The following is a 16,753-nucleotide window of genomic DNA, read 5'->3' as shown; positions in this document are numbered from 1 at the left end:
ACGGCGACCCGAAGCCCGCCATCGCGGCGCCGCAGACTTTCCGCCATCACCCCGACGGAGAGTCCCCCCATGAACCGCACGCTGGCCTACAAGCTCGGCGCCATCGCCCTACTCATCCTGCTATTGCTGATTCCCCTGTTGATGATCGACGGCCTGATCCGCGATCGCCAGGAGGTTCGTGACGGCGTGCTGCAGGATATCGCCCGCAGCTCCAGCTACAGCCAGCGCCTCACCGGCCCGCTGCTGGTGGTGCCGTACCGCAGGACGGTGCGCGAGTGGGTCACCGAGGAGAAGACCGAGAAGCGCGTGTTGCAGGAGCGCGAGCAGCGCGGCGAGCTGTACTTCCTGCCCGACCGCTTCGCCCTCGACGGGCAGATGCGCACCGAGCTGCGCTACCGTGGCATCTACCAGGCGCGCCTGTACCACGTCGACAACAAGGTCGCCGGCTACTTCCAGGTGCCTGCGCACTATGGCATCGAAGAAGACCTGGAGGACTACCAGTTCGAAACGCCGTTCCTGGCGATGGGCATCAGCGACATCCGCGGCATCGAGAATGCCCTGCGCCTGTCCCTCAACGGTGCCAGCGTCGACTTCGAGCCGGGTAGCCGGGTCGGCCTGCTCGGCAGCGGTGTGCACGCACCGCTGCAAGGCGTCGACGGGCGCCAGGCGCAGCGCCTGGAGTACGCCTTCGACCTGTCGTTGCTCGGCAGCGAGCGGCTGGACATCGTGCCGGTGGGCCGCGACAGCCAGGTCATCCTGAAGGCCGACTGGCCGCACCCGAGCTTCGGCGGCGAGTTCCTGCCCAGCGAGCGGGAGATCACCGCCCAGGGCTTCACCGCGCGCTGGCAGACCAGCTTCTTCGCCACCAACATGGAAGAGGCGCTGCGCAGTTGCGTGGAGGAGCAGCGCTGCGACGGTTTCCAGGCGCGCGCCTTCGGCGTCGGCCTGGTCGATCCGGTGGACCAGTACCTGAAGGCCGACCGCGCGATCAAGTACGCGCTGCTGTTCATCACCCTGACCTTCGCCGGCTTCTTCCTCTTCGAGGTGCTCAAGCGCCTGGCGGTACACCCGATCCAGTACGCGCTGGTCGGCCTGGCGCTGGCGTTCTTCTACCTGCTGCTGCTGTCGCTGGCCGAGCATGTCGGCTTCGAGCTGGCCTACCTGGTCTCCGCCGGAGCCTGCGTCGGCCTGATCGGCTTCTACCTGTGCTTCGTCCTGCGCAGCGTGGCCCGAGGGCTGGGCTTCAGCGTCGGCCTGGCAGGGCTGTACGGCCTGCTCTACGGCTTGCTGAGCGCGGAGGACTACGCCTTGCTGATGGGCTCGCTGCTGCTGTTCGCGGTGCTTGCCGCGGTGATGGTGCTGACCCGCCGCCTGGACTGGTACGGGGTCGGCCGCAAGGACCTCCCGGCGGTACCCGCCAGGGCCTGACGACGAGGGCGGCGGCGCCGGCCGCCGCCGATTTCCAAGGAGGAAAAGCATGCGCCTGTTCTTCGAGTTCACCCTCTGTGCCGCCCTCGGCCTGCTGGTCAGCGGCGTGATCCTGATCTTTCTGCTGTTCTTCGGCAAGTTCGGCCTGATCGAGTACTGGATCGCCAGCGGCAAGCCCCTGGCCCACGCCATGCTGGTGCTGATGCCGGACGGATTCTGGGAAGGCCTCAGCGGCATCGAGGGCGCCGCCGGCAATCCGCACGTGCGCTCCTTCCTGGAGCTTTGCATGGGGCTCGGACAGAGCGCGCTGTTGCTGGGCCTGCTGCTGTTCCGCCTGGTGTGCTGGAAATGAACGGCTATGTCGGCCTGCGCGACGACCGTCGCGACGGCGAGCGCCTGGCGGCGCGGATCGGCCTGCTGTTCCCCGGCCCCTCGGCGGCCTGGCTGCAACGCGCCGAACGTCTGCGGCGGCAGCAGGCGTCGGCGGGCCTCGGGGTCAGGCGCGGGTGGCCTGCATCGACGGGCGCTGGCTGACTTCGGCGAACCAGGCGGCGAGTCGCGGGTAGCGGCCGCGCCAGTCCCACTCCGGCTGGCGCAGGTCGAGATAGCCCAGGGCGCAGGCGACGCCGATGGCGGCGATGTCGAAGCGCGCCTGCAGTTCGGCGATGCAGTCGCTCTCCAGCCATGCCAGGGACCGCGCGATCTTTTCCCGCTGCGCCTCGAGCCAGGCGTCCCAGCGCTTCTCCTCGGGGCGGACGAAGGTCTCGTAGCGGGTCAGCACCGCGGCGTCGAGGACGGCGTCCGCCAGCGAGACGATGGTCAGGCGTCGCCAGCGGGCGCTGCCTTCGCGGGGGATCAGCGGTTCGCCGACGTGCTGCTGGTCGAAGTAGTCGCAGATCACCCGGCTGTCGTGCAGCACCTGGCCGTCCGGCAGGCGCAGGGCGGGAATCTTGCCGGCCGGGTTGCTGGCGTTGAGCTGCCGGATGGGCGCGACCGGCGTCGGCGTGACTTCCTCGAGCGCCACGCGCTCGCGTTGGCCGGTTTCGTGGAGCAGGACCAGGACCTTGCGCACGAAGGGCGAGGCGGCGGCGTAGAACAGCGTATGGGTAGCGCTCATGCGGGCTCCTTGGAAGGATCAGTCGCGGACGACGCGCAGACGATCGGCGGCAGGCTCGGCGCTCCAGGTTTCTCCGGGGCGACCGCCGAGCAGGGCGTTGCCGGGCGCCGGCCGGTCGCTGGGCAGGACGCGGAATGTCGCCTGCTCACTGTCGAAACGCAAGAGCGCCCCGCTGGCGGCGTCGTGCAGCCAGACACGGTCCATGGCGTCGACCCGCAGGCTGTCCGGGCGGGCCTGGCTGTCCGGCAGCGGCCAGCTCTGCCACGAGGCATCGCTGGGATCGTAGCGGTACAGCCGGGCGCCACCGCTGTCGCTGGCCCAGAGCCTGCCGATGGAGTCGGCGCCGATCCCGCGCAAGGCCTTCGTGCCTTCAGGCGCGGGCAACCGCTCGGCGCTGCCGTCGAGCGGATCGACATGCACCAGCGCGTCGTCCTGCGCGTACCAGACCTCGCCGTCCGGGGTGACGCAGATGCCGTTCGCCGCCTTGCCCTGGGGCGAGGGCCAGACCTCCACCAGGCGCCTGGCTGGGTCGAGGCGACCGTGGAAGCCGCGGCTGCCGGTGAACCAGAGGCGCCCGTCGTCGTCGAATACCGCGGACTCGAGCCCGGCCGGCGCGGCCTTGGCCGGTAGCGGGAAACGTTCGCTGCCCAGGCGCTCGCCGCCGATGCGAAGGATGGCGTTGAGGCCGCTGTCGAGCACCCAGGCGTTGCCGCTCTCGTCGCTGACGATGGCTCGCGGCCGCGCGCCTTCGCCGAGCGGCACCTGCACGCTCTCGCCACTGGTCGGGTCGAGGCGCCCCAGCGAATGCCCGCCGTCCGCGCCGTACCAGACCGCACCCTGTGCACTGGGCGCGACCGCGTAGGGCGCGGAGCCCTTGTCCAGCGGGTAGTACTGTTCGCCGGCCAGGGCGGTGCCGGTCGACGACAGGGCCAGGAGCAGGCCCAGCAGCGGGTAGGGCAGGTGACGCATACGGTTCTCCCGGAACGACGAGCGGAACGTGGAAAGGCTCTGTCTTGCTATTCTGGCAGCGCATTGAGCATAGGAGGAACTGCGAATGGCCACAGTGGAAATACTCGGGGCGGAATGCCGCGCGGGGGGCGCGGTGAACGACGATGCGCTGGGCTGCACGGCGCAGGCCGCCTGGGTGATCGACGGTGCCACCAGCATCGGTCGCAGCGTGCTGGGCGTGGAAAGCGACGCGCGCTGGCTGGCCCAGGCGGTGGACCGGCACCTGCGGTTGCTGCTGGAAGTCGAGCCCGAGCAATCCAGCGAGACCCTGCTGCGGCGCCTGCTCAACGATATCCAGGGCGACTTCCGCGCCCAGAGCGGCCGCGACTGGCACGACCTCGAAGACATGCCGGCGGCCTGCCTGAGCCTGCTGCGGATTCGCGGCGGAGAAATCGAACTGCTCAACATCGGCGACAGCCGGATTCTCGTCGAAGGCGCCGACGGCCAGGTACGCAGCTTCGGCGATTCGGCCCTGTACGAACTGGATCGGCAATCCCTGGCGCATTTCTGCCGGATGCGCGAGGAACATCCGCAGTGGGATCACGCCGAACTGTTCAAGGCCAGCCGCCCGCGCGTACGGCAGAACCGCCTGCTGATGAACAAGCCCGAGGGCTACTGGGCGCTGGACATCAGCGACCGCTGGCTCGGCCAGGTGCAGCGCGAGACCTTGCCGCTCGCCGCGTTGCGTTCCTTCGTGCTGATGACCGACGGCTTCGACCGGCTGGTCGAGCCTTTCCGCCGCTATACCGACGAACAGTTGCTGCGGCGCCTCGAGGACGTCGGAGTGAGCGCCATGCTCGACGAGTTGCGCGAGATCGAACAGGGCGACGACCAGGCCCTGGCTTTCCCGCGTTTCAAGATCCACGACGACGCCAGCGCGCTGTGGGGTCGGATCGCGGGGTGAACGACGATCTCCGGCGCCCGGAATGCAGGTCCTCCCCGATGCGCCGGCTACCGATATCCCGGCCCTCTCCCACAGGCGGGAGGAGGGCATCCGGTGCCCGGAAGGTACGTTCTGCGGTAGGGCGGATAACCGCGAAGCGGTTATCCGCCGTTGCGCACCTGTGACGCGTCGCTCACCACTTGTAGCTGACGCTGCCCACCACGCTGCGCTGGTCGCCGTAGTAGCAGTAGTAGCCGTCGCAGGACGCCAGGTAGTCCTTGTTGAACAGATTGTTGGCATTGACCGCCACGCTGACGCCTTTCAGGCTGCCGTTCAATTGGCCCAGGTCGTAGCGCACGGCGGCGTCGTACAGGGTGTACGAGCCGGCGTAGCCGTCGTAGGTGTTGGCCTGGTCGCCGTAGGTCGAGCCTACGTAGCGGGCGCCGGCACCCACGCTGAAACCGTTCAGCGTACCCTCGTGCCAGGTGTAGTCGGCCCATAGCGAGGCCTGGTTGCGCGGCGCCTGTTGCAGGCGGTTGCCTGCGTACTGGCCTTTTTTCACTTCGGTGTCGGTGTAGCTATAGGAACCGATCACTTTCAGATTGTCTGTGACGTTGCTGGTGGCTTCCAGTTCCAAGCCGGTGACCTTAACCTCGCCAGCCTGCGAGGTAGTGGGTGTCCCATTGACGTTGTCGGTGACCCTCACGTTCTCCTGGCGTAGGTCGTAGACGGCTGCGGTGAACAGCGAATCGGAGCCTACGGGTTGATACTTGACGCCCAGTTCCCATTGTTTGCCTTCGGTGGGTTTGAACATCTTGTTGGAGCCTATATCGTCGGCGCCGGTGCTTGGCTGGAATGACTCTGCATAGGAAAGGTAGGGCGCCAGGCCGTTGTCGAAGATGTAGCTCAGAGCTGCGTTACCGCTGAATTTCTTGTCGCGGCTGGTGTTGGTGGCATCGTTCTGATTGTAGAACGTGGCGCCGGCATGTACCCAGTCCTCACGGCCGCCGAGGGTCAGGCGCCAGTTGTCGAGGGCGATCTGATCCTGGACGTAGAGCCCGGTCTGATAAGTCTTCTGTCGGTAGTCATAGAACGCACTAGAGCGCGATGGCTTGGGAATTGGCTGACCATAGATCGGGTTGTTGACGTTGGTCGGCGGCACACCGGTGAAGTTGTAGATCGAGGTGTAGTCGGTGCGGGTGCGGTTGTGATCGATACCCAGCAGGAGAGTATGGCGCAGCGCACCGGTCTCGAAGTCAGCCTGGAAATTGTTATCTACCACGAACTGACTGATGTCCTCGTCCACCGAGGTCGTCATGCGCTGTAAGGTGCCGTCGGCGCTGGCCGCATCGATACTGCTGGTTGGCGTAAGCGTCTGGAACGACAGGTCGTTGCGCAGGTAGCGCAGGTTCTGGCGAAACTGCCAGACATCGTTGATGCGCCGTTCGAAGGAATAGCCCAACCAATAGTAGGTGCGGTCGTAGAAGTCCCAGTCCGGATCGCCGAGGTTTTTGTGATGGGAGATCTTTCCGAACGGAGCGTCGTATTTGGTCCCGCGTAACGGCAAGAATTGGCTGGTGGCGGCTGTATCGTCGCGGTTGAATTGGCTGAGGAAGGTCAGCCGGGTATCGTCGTCGATGTTCCAGGTCAGGCTCGGGGCGATGTTGTAGCGCTTGTCGTCGATATGGTCGACCTGGGTGTTGCTGTCGCGCACCACGCCGGAGAGGCGATAGAGAAAGCGCCCCTCGTCGTCGATCGGGCCGGTGCTGTCGAAGCTGATCTGCTTGTGGTTGTAGTTGCCGATCTCGGCCTTCACCTCGTGACTGGCGACGTTCTGCGGACGCAGGCTGACCATGTCGAGCATGCCGCCGGGCGGGGTCTGGCCGTAGACCGAGGAGGCCGGGCCGCGGAGCAGGGCGAGGCGCTCCAGGTTCCAGGTCTCCAGCTTCGGGTTGTTGTATGAGCCTGTCGCCATCGGCAATCCATCGAGGAACTGGGTCGGCTTGAAGCCGCGCACCTTCAACCAGTCGGAACGGGAGTCGCTGCCGAAACTGCTGGCGACGACGCCGGGCATGTAGCGCACCGCGTCGTCGAGGTTGTGCACGGCGCGGTCGGTCATCTGCTGGCGGGTCGCCACCGAGATCGAGCGCGGGGTCTCGAGGATCGGCGTATCGGTCTTGGTCCCGGTCATGCTGCGCTTGGCCACGTAGCCGCTGGTCGGCCCCAGTGGGTCTTCCTCGGCGCCGCTGACCGTCATCGCCTGCAACGACAGGGTGTCTTCCGGCACCTTGCGCAGGCTGTAGGTGCCGCCGGCATTTTCCACCAGCTCCAGGCCGCTGCCCTTGAGCGCTTCGCGCAATGCGCCGGGCGCGTCGAAGCGACCTTGTACGGCGTGGGCGCTGCGTCCTTCGGCGAGCGCCGGGTCCAGGGTGAGGACCAGGCCGGCCTGGGCCGCGATGCGGTTCAGGGTGCCTGCCAGCGGCCCGGCGGCGATGCGGTAGTCGCGCACGCTGGCCTGTTCGGCCGGGGCGGCGTGGAGGAACGGTGCGGGAACGGCGAGGGCGATGGCTAGGGCGAGCAGGCCGGGACGGAACGTCGGGCGGGGCATGTGCGGGGCTCCTGGATGGAAACGAGTCTCAATGCCTCCTTGCCGGACGAGTCGGAAAAAGTGATAGGGCCGGCGGGAAAAATTTTTCGCCGGCCCGTTCGGTTCAGCGTGGCACCACTTCGAACCACCAGGCGTTGTGCCTCACGCTGCGCACCGGCAGGCTCGGCTCCAAAGCCTGAAGGGCAAGGCGGGTGTCCTTCAGCGGGAAACTGCCGGTGACGCGCAGGTCGGCGATGCTCGGGTCGACCCGCAGCAGCGCCGGCGAATAGCGCCCCAGTTCCGCCACCAGGTCGGCCAGCCGGGCGTTCTCCACCACCAGCATGCCTTGTGCCCAGGCGCCGGCCAGGGCCGGGGCCGCTTCGCTGGCCTGCAGGCCTTGCGGCAGGATCAGCACCTGCTGGCCTTCCTTGATCACACGCTCTTCGCTGAGCGTTTCCGCGCGCGCGGCCACCGCCGACTGCAACACGGTGAGGCGCGTGCCGGGTTCCTCGCGGCGCACCAGGAAGCGCGTGCCGAGGGCGCGCATGTCGCCATCGGCGCTGCTGACCACGAAGGGGCGCGGGTCGCCATGGGCGGTTTCCACCAGGATCTCGCCGGCCAGTAGCACGACCTGGCGGCGTTCGCCGTCGAAGCGGACGTCGATGGCGCTGCGGCTGTTCAGGCGCACATGGGTGGCATCCGGGAGGGTCAGCTCGCGCTGCTCGCCGGTGGCGCTGTAGGCATCGGCCAGCAGGTAGCGGACCGGGACGTAGCGGTTGGCCACGCCGAGCCCGACGCCCAGCGCCAGCACTAGCCCCAGGGCGCTGCCGCCGAGCCGGCGCAGGCGGCGCTTGAAGCGTGCGTTGCCGGACAGCAGGGCGTTGCGTGCCGGCCCGTTGGCGGCTCTCGCCAGGTGCCGGTCGAGGCCGCCGAGCTGTTCCCAGGCGCGTTCGTGTTCGGGATGCGCCGCGTACCAGCGGTGGAAGGCGCGGTGATCGTCGGGATGGGCTTCGCCGGAGTCGAGCAGCAATTGCCAGGCGATGGCTTCGTCGAGCACCCGCGCGCGTACCGGCGAATGACGATCGTCGGCGCTCACCGGGGCTCTCCGTAGAGGGCGATATAGCACTGGCGCAGGCCCTGGGCCAGGTATTGGCGCACGCGCGGCACCGAGACTCCGAGACGCTCGGCGATCTCCGCGTGGGGCATGCCGTCCAGGCGGCTATAGAGAAACGCGCTGCGCGCCTTCAGCGACAGCGTGCCAAGCAGGCGATCGATCTCGCGGAGATTCTCGAGAATCAGGTACTGCTCTTCGGCCGAAGGCTGCTCCGCTTCCGGAACCAGCGCCAGTTCGGCGAGATAGGCCTGCTCAAGGGCGGCGCGGCGGAAGTGGTCGATCATCAGGCCGCGCGCCACCTTCGCCAGGAACGCGCGCGGTTCGCGCAGGCCGGGCAGCTCCGGGCGGCCGAGGAGGCGAACGAAGGTGTCCTGGCTGAGGTCTTCGGCGCGCTGGCGGCAGCCGAGGTTGCGGTTCAGCCAGGCAAGCAGCCAGCCGCGGTGGTCCCGGTACAGGCTACCCACGAATTCGCTGTTGCTGACGTCACCCGCCGACACGACCGCTCCCCATCCCGAAACGGGATTGAATGGAAAAACGAGAATTATTCGCAAATGATCGCAAAGTGCGACTATCCCTGCAATTGGCGTCCGTCGGGAAGCCACTTGAGTCGTCCCACCGGTTTGCCGGAGGATCGGCGTTCCCATAACAAGAACAGGAGTCTCGCCGTGGCCGAACCTTTGCTGATCATCGGTTCCTATCTGTCCCCCTATGTGCGCAAGGTGCTGGTGCTGCTGGAACTGAAAGGCATCGCCTACCGCATCGACCCCATCGTGCCGTTCTTCGGCAACGAGGCCTTCGAGCGCCTCAGTCCGTTGCGCCAGATTCCGGTGCTGGTGGACGGTGACTTCGTCCTCAACGATTCCAGCGTGATCTGCCAGTACCTGGAGGAGCGCTACCCGCAGCCGAGCCTGTATCCCGCCGACATCGGCCAGCGCGCCCAGGCCCGCTGGCTGGAGGAGTACGCCGATTCGCGGCTGGGCCAGGTGATCATCTGGCAGTTGTTCCACCAGTTGGTGATCAACCGCGGCATCTGGCAGCGCGAACCCGACCAGGCGATCCTGCAACGCACCTACGACGAAGACCTGCCATCGATCTGCAACTACCTGGAAGGGCGGGTCCCGCCAAGCGGCTGGCTGTGCGGCGAGCTGTCCATCGCCGATGTCGCCGTCGCCTGCCTGTTCCGCAATGCCCAGTTGGCGCGCTACCAGGTCGACGGCGAGCGCTGGCCGCGCCTGGCGCGCCTGTTGGCTGACGCTTTCGCCCTGCCGGCCTTTCAGCATCTGGCGCGTTTCGAGAAGGCCACCGCGCAGACCCCGGTCGCCGAACAGCGCCAGGCGCTGCGCGAGGCCGGCGCGCCGCTCAGCGCGACCAGCCACGCCCGCGAGCGGCCGGTGCGCGGTCCGATGAGCCGCTGAGAGGGAGTGCGGGCGGCGCCCAGGGCGCCGTCCTGATGAAGCGCCATTCAGCGCCTCGATAAGACCTTCGCGGCGCTGGTGGATCCAGCGTCCGGGCATATTTTATATAGACCAGTCTATATAAAACGGAGGCCGCACCGTGATGAACGTCCCCGAAGGGTTCCAGCCGCTGTTCCGCAGCAGTCCGTTGCTCGACCTGCTCGGTCCTTTCTTCTGCCGGCACGACGCCCAGCGCCAGTTGGTGGTGGCGCTGCGCATCGACGAAAAGCACTGCAACCACGGTGGCACCGCCCACGGCGGCCTGCTCTCGACCCTGGCCGACGTTGGCCTCGGCTACGCCATGGCGTTCTCCCGCGAACCGCCGCAGCCGATGGTCACCGTCGGCCTGCGCCTGGACTTCTGCGGGGTCGCGCGGGTCGGCGACTGGCTGGAGGTGCATACCCGGGTCGACAAGCTCGGCCAGCGCATGGCCTTCGCCTCGGCCCGGCTGCACAGCGGCGAGCGCCTGGTGGCCAGCGCCAGCGGCGTGTTTCATCTGCCCTGAGGCTCGGGCATGCTTGCCCGGTCGTCTGCCGTGAGTTGGGGAGTCAGGTTTGCCGAAGAAGTCCAATGCCGCCGAACGGATCGTCCATGCCACCGCCTCGCTGCTGGCCAGCCGCGGGTATTTCGGCACCGGGCTGAGCGACATCATCGCTCGCGCCGAGGCGCCGAAAGGCTCGCTCTATCACTATTTCCCCGAGGGCAAGCCGCAGATCGCCAGCGCCGCGATCGGCTTCGTCGCCGACGAGGTGGCGTCCTTCCTCGACCGCGCAGGGACCCAGGCTCCCCATGCGCGCAACGTCCTCCGCCAGTTCATCGCGACCCTGCGTGGCTGGCTGGAGCATTCGCGTTTCGAAGAGGCCTGCCCGGTGCTTTCCACCAGCCTGAGCATCGACGCCGAGCTGGCCCCGGTGCATGCCGAATGCCGCCGGGCGCTCCGCGCCTGGCACGCCAGCATCGAGCGTGCGTTGCGCGCCGACGGACTGGCGGAAAAGCTCGCCGCCTCGCGCGCCTGGCTGATCCTCGCGGCGCTGGAGGGGGCGGTCGCGGTGGCCCGCGTCGAGCGGTCGTTCCAGGCGCTGGATGCGATCGAGGAAGAATTGCAGGCGCTACTGCCGGCCTAGGCGGGTGTCGCGCCCAGGCCGGCCAGGTATCCGTCAGTGCTGCACGCTGTCCACCGCGATCGCTTCGCCGGAAACTTCGCGGTAGGCCGTGCGGCGCTTGGCCAGGGCGTAGTGGATCAGGCCGGCCAGGCCGGCGCCGAAGAACCAGGAGAACGGCGATAGCTCGGCGAATGCCGGCAACAATGCCAGCAGGGTGGAGATGATCGCCGCCGGGACGAACGCGGCGATGGCCCGCGGGTTCACCCCTCGCGCGTAGTGATAGGCGCCGGCGCGGCTTTCGGTGTACAGCTCCGGCAGGTTCACCCGGCCTTTCCGCACCAGGTAGTAGTCGACCATGATGATCCCGTACAGCGGGCCGAGCAGCGCGCCGAGGCCGCCGAGGAAGTAGAGGATCACCCCGGGGCTGTTGTACAGGTGCCAGGGCAGGATCAGCACCGCGATGGTCGCGCTGATCAGCCCGGCGCGGCGGAAGTTCAGCAGGTTCGGCGCCAGGTTGGTGAGTACGTAGGCCGGGGCGACGAAGTTGGCCATGATGTTCACCGCCACGGTGACGATCAGCAGCGCCAGGCTGGCCAGCACCAGGAAGAGGGTGTCGGGGATCGCGGCGACGATGTCGGTGGGGCTCTGGATGAGCTGGCCGTCGATCCTGAACTGGGCACCGGCGAGGACCACCGCGAACAGGCCGAACAGCAGGATGTTCACCGGCAGCCCCCAGAAGTTGCCGACGCTGATGGTGCGCCGGTCCGGGCAGCCGCGGGCGAAGTCGCAGAAGTTCAGGATCATGGTGCCGTACAGGGTCACCCAGAACGCCGCACCGCCGAAGATCTTCAACCACATCTGCGAACCGCTCATGGGTTCGCCGCTTGACCAGGCGATGGAGGCGCCGGCGCGCAGGTACATCCAGGCGGCGAGGGCGGCGACGGTGAGCAGGATCACCGGTCCGGCGAAGGATTCGTAGCGACGCACCATCTCCATGCCGTAGGCGAAGATCAGCAGTTGCACGCACCAGATGGCGACGAAGGTCGCCCAGCCCAGGCTCGACAGGCCGAGGATGGCGTCCTGGTCGTAGGCGGCCAGCCCCGGCCAGATCGCCGTCAGCAGCACGCGCAGGACGATGGAGGCGAGATAGGTCTGGATGCCGAACCAGGCGATGGCGATCACCGCGCGGATCAGCGCGGGGAGTTGCGCGCCGTGGATGCCGAAGGCGATGCGGCACATCACCGGGTAGGGCAGCCCGGTCTTCTGGCCCATGTAGCCGGACAGGTTCATCAGCCCGTAGACCATCAGCGCGCCCAGGGCCAGCGCGGCGAGGATCTGCGCACCGCTCATGCCGAGGGCGAAGAGGCCGATGGCGAAGGAGTAGTTGGCGATGTTGTGCACATCGTTGGTCCACAGCGCGAACAGGCTGTAGCGTCCCCAGCGGCGCCCTTCGGCCTTGGTCGGGGCGAGATCGGCGCTGTACAGGCGCGGGCTCAGCGGCGGCAGTTCGGGGCCGGCGTGATGGCTGGCGCGGGGCAGGCAATCGAGACTGGCGGGAGTGCCGAGGTCCAGGCGCGCCGCCGAGAACTCCGCTGCGCGCAGCCCGGCGCGTGGCAGGCAGTCGAGACTGGCCGGAGTGCCCAGATCGAGCAGTGAGGCGGAGAACTCGGCGCTCCGCTGACCGGCGCGCGGCAGGCTGTCGAGGCTTTCCAGGGTGCCGAGGTCGAGCAGCGAGGGAGAAAACTCGCGGGGCGAGGCGGGCGGCTTCGGGGTGCTGGACATGGCGGTCTCCTCCGGCAGTCGGAAGAACTCGGCGCGAGGTCGGGTTCGTCTATTGTTTTTGTATACAAGAATTTCGAAGATTTAAGCCAGTTATGTGCCAACCGATCCTCGACCGACTTTTCCGTGTTCTGCGGAAACCGGCCTTTCACCGGCAAGCCCCTGAAACCGCTTGGGAAAAAGCTGTCGCCTCGATCAGGTAAGAATTTCGAACCGATTCATGGGCTTATGCGGACGGACGAGGGAGAGGGGAAAAAAGCGTGGCGCCAGGAGAGCGTATTGGGAAAATTGTGCACAATAATTGTGCCCAGTGTTACCGCCGCGCCCGTCGACGGTGCGCGGCGCGAAGCTCAGCCCGTCCGGGAAATATCCAGGCCCTTCAACTGCCCGATCATCCACGCATGGGCATCACGCCCGACATGCTGGGCGTGGCTGTAGAGCCGCAGCACGTAGGGCGGAATGTCGAACGGCGCGGGATACAGGGCGAGGCCGGCGGCTTCCGCCAGGGCCTGTGCGGCATGTCGCGGAGCGGTGAGCAGGAAATCGGTGGAGCCTGCCAGGAACAGCGCCGCCAGCACCGTCGGCAGTTGCACCGCCACTTCGCGACGCAGGCCGGAGCGGGCCAGCAGCCGGTCGATCACCCCGCTGTCCTCGTTCCACGGCGTCACAACCGCATGCCGTTCGGCCAGGTAGCCGTCCAGCGTCGGTGCCCCGGCGAGGCGCGGGTGGTCGCGCCGCGCTACCACCACGTAGCGGTCGGCGAACCAGTCATGGGCCTGGATGCCTTCGGGCAGGCGCTCGTGTTCCTCGTCGTAGCCGAGGGCGAAATCGATCCGCCCGCTGGCCAGGGCCTCCACCGACAACTTGCGTTCCGCGTTGACCAGGCGCAGGCGCACTCCGGGCGCGCTGTGCTGCAGGCGGTTCATCAGCGGCGGAAGCAGGGCGAAGGCGGTGTAGTCGGTGGCGGCGAAGACGAAGGTACGCTGGCTCTGTCCCGGTACGAACGGCCGCCACTCTTCCAGCCCCTCGCCGAGGGCGCGCAGGGCGGCGGCCACCGCAGCGGCCAGGTGCTCGGCACGCTGGGTCGGCTGCATGCGATTGCCCTGGCGCAGGAACAGTTCGTCGTCCAGCCCCTGGCGCAGGCGCCCCAGCGCATGGCTGAAGGCCGAGGCGCTGATCGCCAGTTCGCTGGCTGCGGTGCCGACGTTGCGGTGGCGATACAGGGCGTCGAAGACAAGCAGGAGGTTGAGATCGAGACGGCGCAGCAGGGGATGCATGTTATTCAGTTGCCGATGAGAAGAATGCACTTCATGCATCTTAGCAGTCGCACTAGGATGGCCGGATCCTCCACCGGAAGGTTGCCCATGACTCTCGAAATCCGTCCCGCCGTACCGGCCGACGCCGAACAGATCCTTGCCTTCATCATCGAACTGGCCGACTACGAGCGCGCCCGCCACGAGGTGGTCACCGATGTCGAAGGCATCCGCCGCAGCCTGTTCGCCGAAGGCTCGCCGACCCGCGCGCTGATGTGCCTGAGCGAAGGCCGGCCGATCGGCTATGCGGTGTATTTCTACAGCTACTCGACCTGGCTGGGGCGCAACGGCATCTACCTCGAAGACCTCTACGTCACCCCTGAGTACCGTGGCGTCGGCGCCGGTCGCCGGCTGCTCCGCGAGCTGGCCCGCGAGGCCGTGGCCAACGACTGCGGACGCCTGGAGTGGAGCGTGCTGGACTGGAACCAGCCGGCCATCGACTTCTACCGCTCCATCGGCGCGCTGCCGCAGGACGAGTGGGTGCGCTACCGGCTGGATGGCGAGGCGTTGCGCAAGATGGCGGAGTAGCTGGCGGCAAGCCGGCGTTGATGCCGGGGGAGTGTGTGGGGGTAGGACGAATAGCGCCTGGCGATATCCGCCAGTTTCTCACCGAGGACGCCTGGCGCCCTCCGCCCTGTCGCCGCTTTTCCCCCGCAACGTCGTAGCGTTGTCCCGCAGGAACGCCCACAGGCGTTCCGCTACCGGGCCCTGCGCGCGATCGCGCCGGCGCGCCGCCACCACCTCTTCGCTGCGTCCTGGCAGATGCGGCCCGGCCAGGGCGAGCAGGCGGCCGTCGGCCAGTTCCTCGTCGACCAGGAAGTCCGGCAGGTGCCCCCAGCCGAGGCCCTGGAGGATCACCTCTTTCTTCGTTCGCTGGTCCGGCACGCTGCACTGTCGCGCGCCGGCGAGCATGAAATAGTCCGTCGGCGGCGAATGGCGGGCGCTGTCGCGCATCACGCACTGGGCGAAGGGGCGCAGTTGTTCCGGGCGCACCGATCGCGGCGGAGGATCGCCGAGCAGGCCCGGCGCGATGACCGGGACCAGCCCGACCCTGCACAGGTCGAGCCATTCCAGGCGTGGGTCGGACTTGTCCACGCGATGCAGGATCAGGTCGGCCTCGCCGTCCAGCAGGCGCTCCAGCGGGCCGCTGACGGTTTCGAACAGCAATTGCAGGCGGGTCTGCGGCTGGCTGCCGAAGAACCCTGCGAGCAGCGCCAGGGCCGGGCGCGGCGGGCAGAGGTCGCCCAGTACCACGCGCAGCTCGCTTTCCTCGCCCTGGGCCAGGTGCGCGGCGTGGCCCCGCAGCCCTTCCAGTTCGTAGAGCAGGGCCTGGGCACGCTGGTGGAAGGAGCGACCGGCGGCGGTCAGGCCGACCCGGTAGCCGCCTCGTTCGAGCAGCACCAGGCCGAGCTGGCGCTCCAGCCTGGCAACGGCGGCGAACACCGCCGGATGGGAGCGGTGCAGGCGCTGTGCGGCGGCCTGGAAGCCGCCGGCGTCGACCACTGCGTCGAAGCATTGGAGGTCGTGGAGGGTGAAATCGTGCATGTCAGCTTCCCTGACAGAGTCGTTCCATTCTTTGTAGTTTTTCCCAGGGGTCGTCGCAACTAGCCTGGCGTGCATGGCAATCACCCTGACCCCGGAGGCTCCCATGGGCAACCTGTCTTTTCTCGCTACCAGCGATGGCGCCAGCCTCGCCTATCGCCTGGACGGTGCGGCGGAGAAATCGCTGCTGGCGCTCTCCAACTCCATCGGTACCACCCTGCACATGTGGGATGCACAACTCCCGGCACTGACCCGGCACTTCCGCGTCCTGCGCTACGACGCCCGTGGCCATGGCGCCTCCAGCGTGCCGCCGGGGCCCTATACCCTGGCCCGGCTGGGCGAGGACGTACTGGAGCTGTTCGACGCGCTGGAGGTACGGCGCGCGCATTTCCTCGGCCTGTCCCTGGGCGGGATCGTCGGCCAGTGGCTGGCGCTGCATGCGCCGCAGCGGATCGAGCGGCTGGTGCTGGCCAACACCTCGGCCTGGCTTGGCCCGGCGGCGCAGTGGGACGAGCGCATCGCCGCGGTGCTGCAGGCCGAGGACATGAGCGAGACCGCCGCGGGCTTCCTCGGCAACTGGTTTCCGCCGGCGCTGCTGGAGCGCGCCGAGCCCGTCGTCGAGCGCTTCCGGGCGATGCTCATGGCCACCAACCGGCACGGCCTGGCCGGCTCCTTCGCGGCGGTGCGCGATACCGACCTGCGCGCGCAACTGGCGCGGATCGAGCGGCCGACCCTGGTGATCGCAGGGGCGTACGACACGGTCACCGCCGCCAGCCACGGCGAGCTGATCGCCACGTCGATTGCCGGGGCCAGGCTGGTTACGCTGCCGGCGGTGCATCTGTCGAACGTCGAGTTCCCGCAGGCGTTCGAAGGCGCGGTGCTGAGCTTTCTCGGCGCAGCCTGATTAGGCTATCGTCGCGGCTTTTCCCTCGGCGCAGGAGCCGACATGAACGAGCCGGGCAGTTTCATCTGGACGTGGTACGGGCAGGATGAGCATCGATGGGTCCTGCTCAGCGCAGAGGCGTTCCTGGCGCTCGATTTCCTGGCCCTTGACGGTGCCATGCAGAGAGAGACCATCGGCAGTTGCCCGGGCTGCTCTACCTGGTCGGAGAAGATCGTGCCGCTGCACGAGTGGCTCGAAGGCTGTCCGGGTCACCAGGCCGGGAGTTTTCGCGATGCCTTGAGGCGTGTCTGGGCGCTGTGCAACGAGCTGCCCGAGGAAGCGCTGGGCTGCTTCGACTTCGACATCTATGCCCACCCCGGATGGCAGGCGGTACGTCGAGAGGCCCGGGAGGCGCTGCGGCAGAACGGTTGGGGCAGCATCCGTAGCCATGCCGAGGAGCTGCGTGACGACTGTTGGGAGCGTGTGCATGGCTACCCGAAGAAATGAAAAAGCCGCCCCTCGGGGCGGCTTTTCGTTGCGCT

At 67.6% G+C, this 16,753-nt stretch carries 18 protein-coding genes; 10 read left to right on the top strand and 8 right to left on the bottom strand.

Translation table 11 applies throughout. The features are described from left to right. The first annotated feature begins 69 nt into the window (after positions 1–69). Genes creD through FOC67_RS23625 form a run of 3 tightly spaced genes read left to right on the top strand, consistent with a single transcriptional unit; the run spans position 70 to position 1,962 of the window. Entirely contained in the window at positions 70–1,428 is a 1,359-nt protein-coding gene (gene creD / locus FOC67_RS23635; RefSeq protein ID WP_003084736.1) for a cell envelope integrity protein CreD, read from the top strand. 49 nt (positions 1,429–1,477) lie between these two features. Then, a complete protein-coding gene (locus FOC67_RS23630; protein ID WP_003084737.1) occupies positions 1,478–1,780 on the top strand; it encodes a hypothetical protein in 303 nt (100 codons plus the stop codon). Then, a complete protein-coding gene (locus FOC67_RS23625; RefSeq protein ID WP_003084739.1) occupies positions 1,777–1,962 on the top strand; it encodes a hypothetical protein in 186 nt (61 codons plus the stop codon). The genes FOC67_RS23630 and FOC67_RS23625 overlap by 4 nt, the downstream gene beginning before the upstream one ends. Here FOC67_RS23625 and FOC67_RS23620 read toward each other — a convergent pair. Together FOC67_RS23620 and FOC67_RS23615 are read right to left on the bottom strand one after the other, a co-directional pair. Beyond that, positions 1,925–2,545 (bottom strand): glutathione S-transferase, encoded by a 621-nt coding sequence (locus tag FOC67_RS23620; RefSeq protein WP_009315078.1) that lies wholly within the window; start codon positions 2,543–2,545, stop codon positions 1,925–1,927. The two genes, FOC67_RS23625 and FOC67_RS23620, sit on opposite strands and share 38 nt — an antisense overlap. Before the next feature lie 18 nt (positions 2,546–2,563). After that, positions 2,564–3,514, bottom strand: coding sequence for a lyase (locus FOC67_RS23615; protein ID WP_009315079.1), 951 nt, complete (start codon positions 3,512–3,514; stop codon positions 2,564–2,566). An 85-nt stretch (positions 3,515–3,599) separates the two neighbouring features. Between FOC67_RS23615 and FOC67_RS23610 the strand changes: the two genes are divergently transcribed. After that, positions 3,600–4,457 carry a PP2C family serine/threonine-protein phosphatase gene (locus FOC67_RS23610; RefSeq protein WP_003084748.1) on the top strand — a complete coding sequence of 286 codons (858 nt, stop codon included), beginning with the start codon at positions 3,600–3,602 and terminating at the stop codon, positions 4,455–4,457. A 172-nt stretch (positions 4,458–4,629) separates the two neighbouring features. On the opposite strand, the gene FOC67_RS23605 is transcribed toward FOC67_RS23610, so the two are convergent. The 3 genes from FOC67_RS23605 to FOC67_RS23595 all read right to left on the bottom strand — a co-directional run bounded on the left by FOC67_RS23605 (position 4,630) and on the right by FOC67_RS23595 (position 8,634). Then, positions 4,630–7,044 carry a TonB-dependent siderophore receptor gene (locus FOC67_RS23605; protein ID WP_003129046.1) on the bottom strand — a complete coding sequence of 805 codons (2,415 nt, stop codon included), beginning with the start codon at positions 7,042–7,044 and terminating at the stop codon, positions 4,630–4,632. A 103-nt stretch (positions 7,045–7,147) separates the two neighbouring features. Further along, complete coding sequence (locus tag FOC67_RS23600; RefSeq protein ID WP_003105235.1) at positions 7,148–8,119, bottom strand: FecR domain-containing protein; 972 nt, start codon at positions 8,117–8,119, stop codon at positions 7,148–7,150. Then, entirely contained in the window at positions 8,116–8,634 is a 519-nt protein-coding gene (locus FOC67_RS23595; RefSeq protein ID WP_009315080.1) for an RNA polymerase sigma factor, read from the bottom strand. Before FOC67_RS23595 ends, FOC67_RS23600 begins: the two co-directional genes overlap by 4 nt. A 168-nt stretch (positions 8,635–8,802) precedes the next feature. On the opposite strand from FOC67_RS23595, the gene FOC67_RS23590 reads away from it, so the two are divergent. The 3 genes from FOC67_RS23590 to FOC67_RS23580 all read left to right on the top strand — a co-directional run bounded on the left by FOC67_RS23590 (position 8,803) and on the right by FOC67_RS23580 (position 10,715). Next, complete coding sequence (locus FOC67_RS23590; RefSeq protein ID WP_009315081.1) at positions 8,803–9,552, top strand: glutathione S-transferase family protein; 750 nt, start codon at positions 8,803–8,805, stop codon at positions 9,550–9,552. Positions 9,553–9,691: 139 nt separating this feature from the next. After that, entirely contained in the window at positions 9,692–10,096 is a 405-nt protein-coding gene (locus tag FOC67_RS23585; protein WP_003084769.1) for a PaaI family thioesterase, read from the top strand. 49 nt (positions 10,097–10,145) lie between these two features. Next, on the top strand, positions 10,146–10,715 hold the full coding sequence (locus tag FOC67_RS23580) for a TetR/AcrR family transcriptional regulator (protein WP_009315082.1): 570 nt from the start codon (positions 10,146–10,148) through the stop codon (positions 10,713–10,715). A gap of 33 nt (positions 10,716–10,748) precedes the next feature. Here FOC67_RS23580 and FOC67_RS23575 read toward each other — a convergent pair whose 3' ends face one another. Then, the gene (locus tag FOC67_RS23575) at positions 10,749–12,476 is read right to left on the bottom strand and encodes an NCS1 family nucleobase:cation symporter-1 (RefSeq protein ID WP_003084774.1); all 1,728 of its coding nucleotides are present in this window, start codon (positions 12,474–12,476) and stop codon (positions 10,749–10,751) included. Positions 12,477–12,823: 347 nt separating this feature from the next. Beyond that, positions 12,824–13,750: a LysR substrate-binding domain-containing protein gene (locus FOC67_RS23570; protein WP_009315083.1), complete on the bottom strand. Its 927-nt coding sequence runs from the start codon at positions 13,748–13,750 to the stop codon at positions 12,824–12,826. An 87-nt stretch (positions 13,751–13,837) separates the two neighbouring features. Between FOC67_RS23570 and FOC67_RS23565 the strand changes: the two genes are divergently transcribed. Next, positions 13,838–14,314, top strand: a complete 477-nt coding sequence (locus FOC67_RS23565) for a GNAT family N-acetyltransferase (protein ID WP_003084777.1) — start codon at positions 13,838–13,840, stop codon at positions 14,312–14,314. 78 nt (positions 14,315–14,392) lie between these two features. Here FOC67_RS23565 and FOC67_RS23560 read toward each other — a convergent pair whose 3' ends face one another. Beyond that, the gene (locus tag FOC67_RS23560) at positions 14,393–15,331 is read right to left on the bottom strand and encodes a LysR family transcriptional regulator (RefSeq protein WP_009315084.1); all 939 of its coding nucleotides are present in this window, start codon (positions 15,329–15,331) and stop codon (positions 14,393–14,395) included. Between the two features lie 103 nt (positions 15,332–15,434). On the opposite strand from FOC67_RS23560, the gene pcaD reads away from it, so the two are divergent. Continuing rightward, on the top strand, positions 15,435–16,232 hold the full coding sequence (gene pcaD, locus FOC67_RS23555; protein ID WP_009315085.1) for a 3-oxoadipate enol-lactonase: 798 nt from the start codon (positions 15,435–15,437) through the stop codon (positions 16,230–16,232). A 42-nt stretch (positions 16,233–16,274) separates the two neighbouring features. Next, entirely contained in the window at positions 16,275–16,718 is a 444-nt protein-coding gene (locus FOC67_RS23550; protein WP_009315086.1) for a hypothetical protein, read from the top strand. The last annotated feature ends 35 nt before the right edge of the window (positions 16,719–16,753 follow it).

The sequence above is a fragment of the Pseudomonas sp. FDAARGOS_761 genome, from assembly GCF_013343155.1.
GTDB lineage: Bacteria > Pseudomonadota > Gammaproteobacteria > Pseudomonadales > Pseudomonadaceae > Pseudomonas > Pseudomonas aeruginosa.
Note: the sequence above shows the minus strand (reverse complement) of the source record. Positions and strands in the feature narration are given on the sequence as shown.

What these genes read in the sequence shown, in the direction of transcription:
- creD (WP_003084736.1), top strand. Translation starts at nt 70, where the DNA reads ATGAACCGCACGCTGGCCTACAAGCTCGGCGCCATCGCCCTACTCATC.
- FOC67_RS23630 (WP_003084737.1), top strand. Translation starts at nt 1,478, where the DNA reads ATGCGCCTGTTCTTCGAGTTCACCCTCTGTGCCGCCCTCGGCCTGCTG.
- FOC67_RS23605 (WP_003129046.1), bottom strand. Translation starts at nt 7,044, where the DNA reads ATGCCCCGCCCGACGTTCCGTCCCGGCCTGCTCGCCCTAGCCATCGCC.
- FOC67_RS23550 (WP_009315086.1), top strand. Translation starts at nt 16,275, where the DNA reads ATGAACGAGCCGGGCAGTTTCATCTGGACGTGGTACGGGCAGGATGAG.
- FOC67_RS23560 (WP_009315084.1), bottom strand. Translation starts at nt 15,331, where the DNA reads ATGCACGATTTCACCCTCCACGACCTCCAATGCTTCGACGCAGTGGTC.
- FOC67_RS23565 (WP_003084777.1), top strand. Translation starts at nt 13,838, where the DNA reads ATGACTCTCGAAATCCGTCCCGCCGTACCGGCCGACGCCGAACAGATC.
- pcaD (WP_009315085.1), top strand. Translation starts at nt 15,435, where the DNA reads ATGGGCAACCTGTCTTTTCTCGCTACCAGCGATGGCGCCAGCCTCGCC.
- FOC67_RS23620 (WP_009315078.1), bottom strand. Translation starts at nt 2,545, where the DNA reads ATGAGCGCTACCCATACGCTGTTCTACGCCGCCGCCTCGCCCTTCGTG.
- FOC67_RS23625 (WP_003084739.1), top strand. Translation starts at nt 1,777, where the DNA reads ATGAACGGCTATGTCGGCCTGCGCGACGACCGTCGCGACGGCGAGCGC.
- FOC67_RS23570 (WP_009315083.1), bottom strand. Translation starts at nt 13,750, where the DNA reads ATGCATCCCCTGCTGCGCCGTCTCGATCTCAACCTCCTGCTTGTCTTC.
- FOC67_RS23575 (WP_003084774.1), bottom strand. Translation starts at nt 12,476, where the DNA reads ATGTCCAGCACCCCGAAGCCGCCCGCCTCGCCCCGCGAGTTTTCTCCC.
- FOC67_RS23610 (WP_003084748.1), top strand. Translation starts at nt 3,600, where the DNA reads ATGGCCACAGTGGAAATACTCGGGGCGGAATGCCGCGCGGGGGGCGCG.
- FOC67_RS23615 (WP_009315079.1), bottom strand. Translation starts at nt 3,514, where the DNA reads ATGCGTCACCTGCCCTACCCGCTGCTGGGCCTGCTCCTGGCCCTGTCG.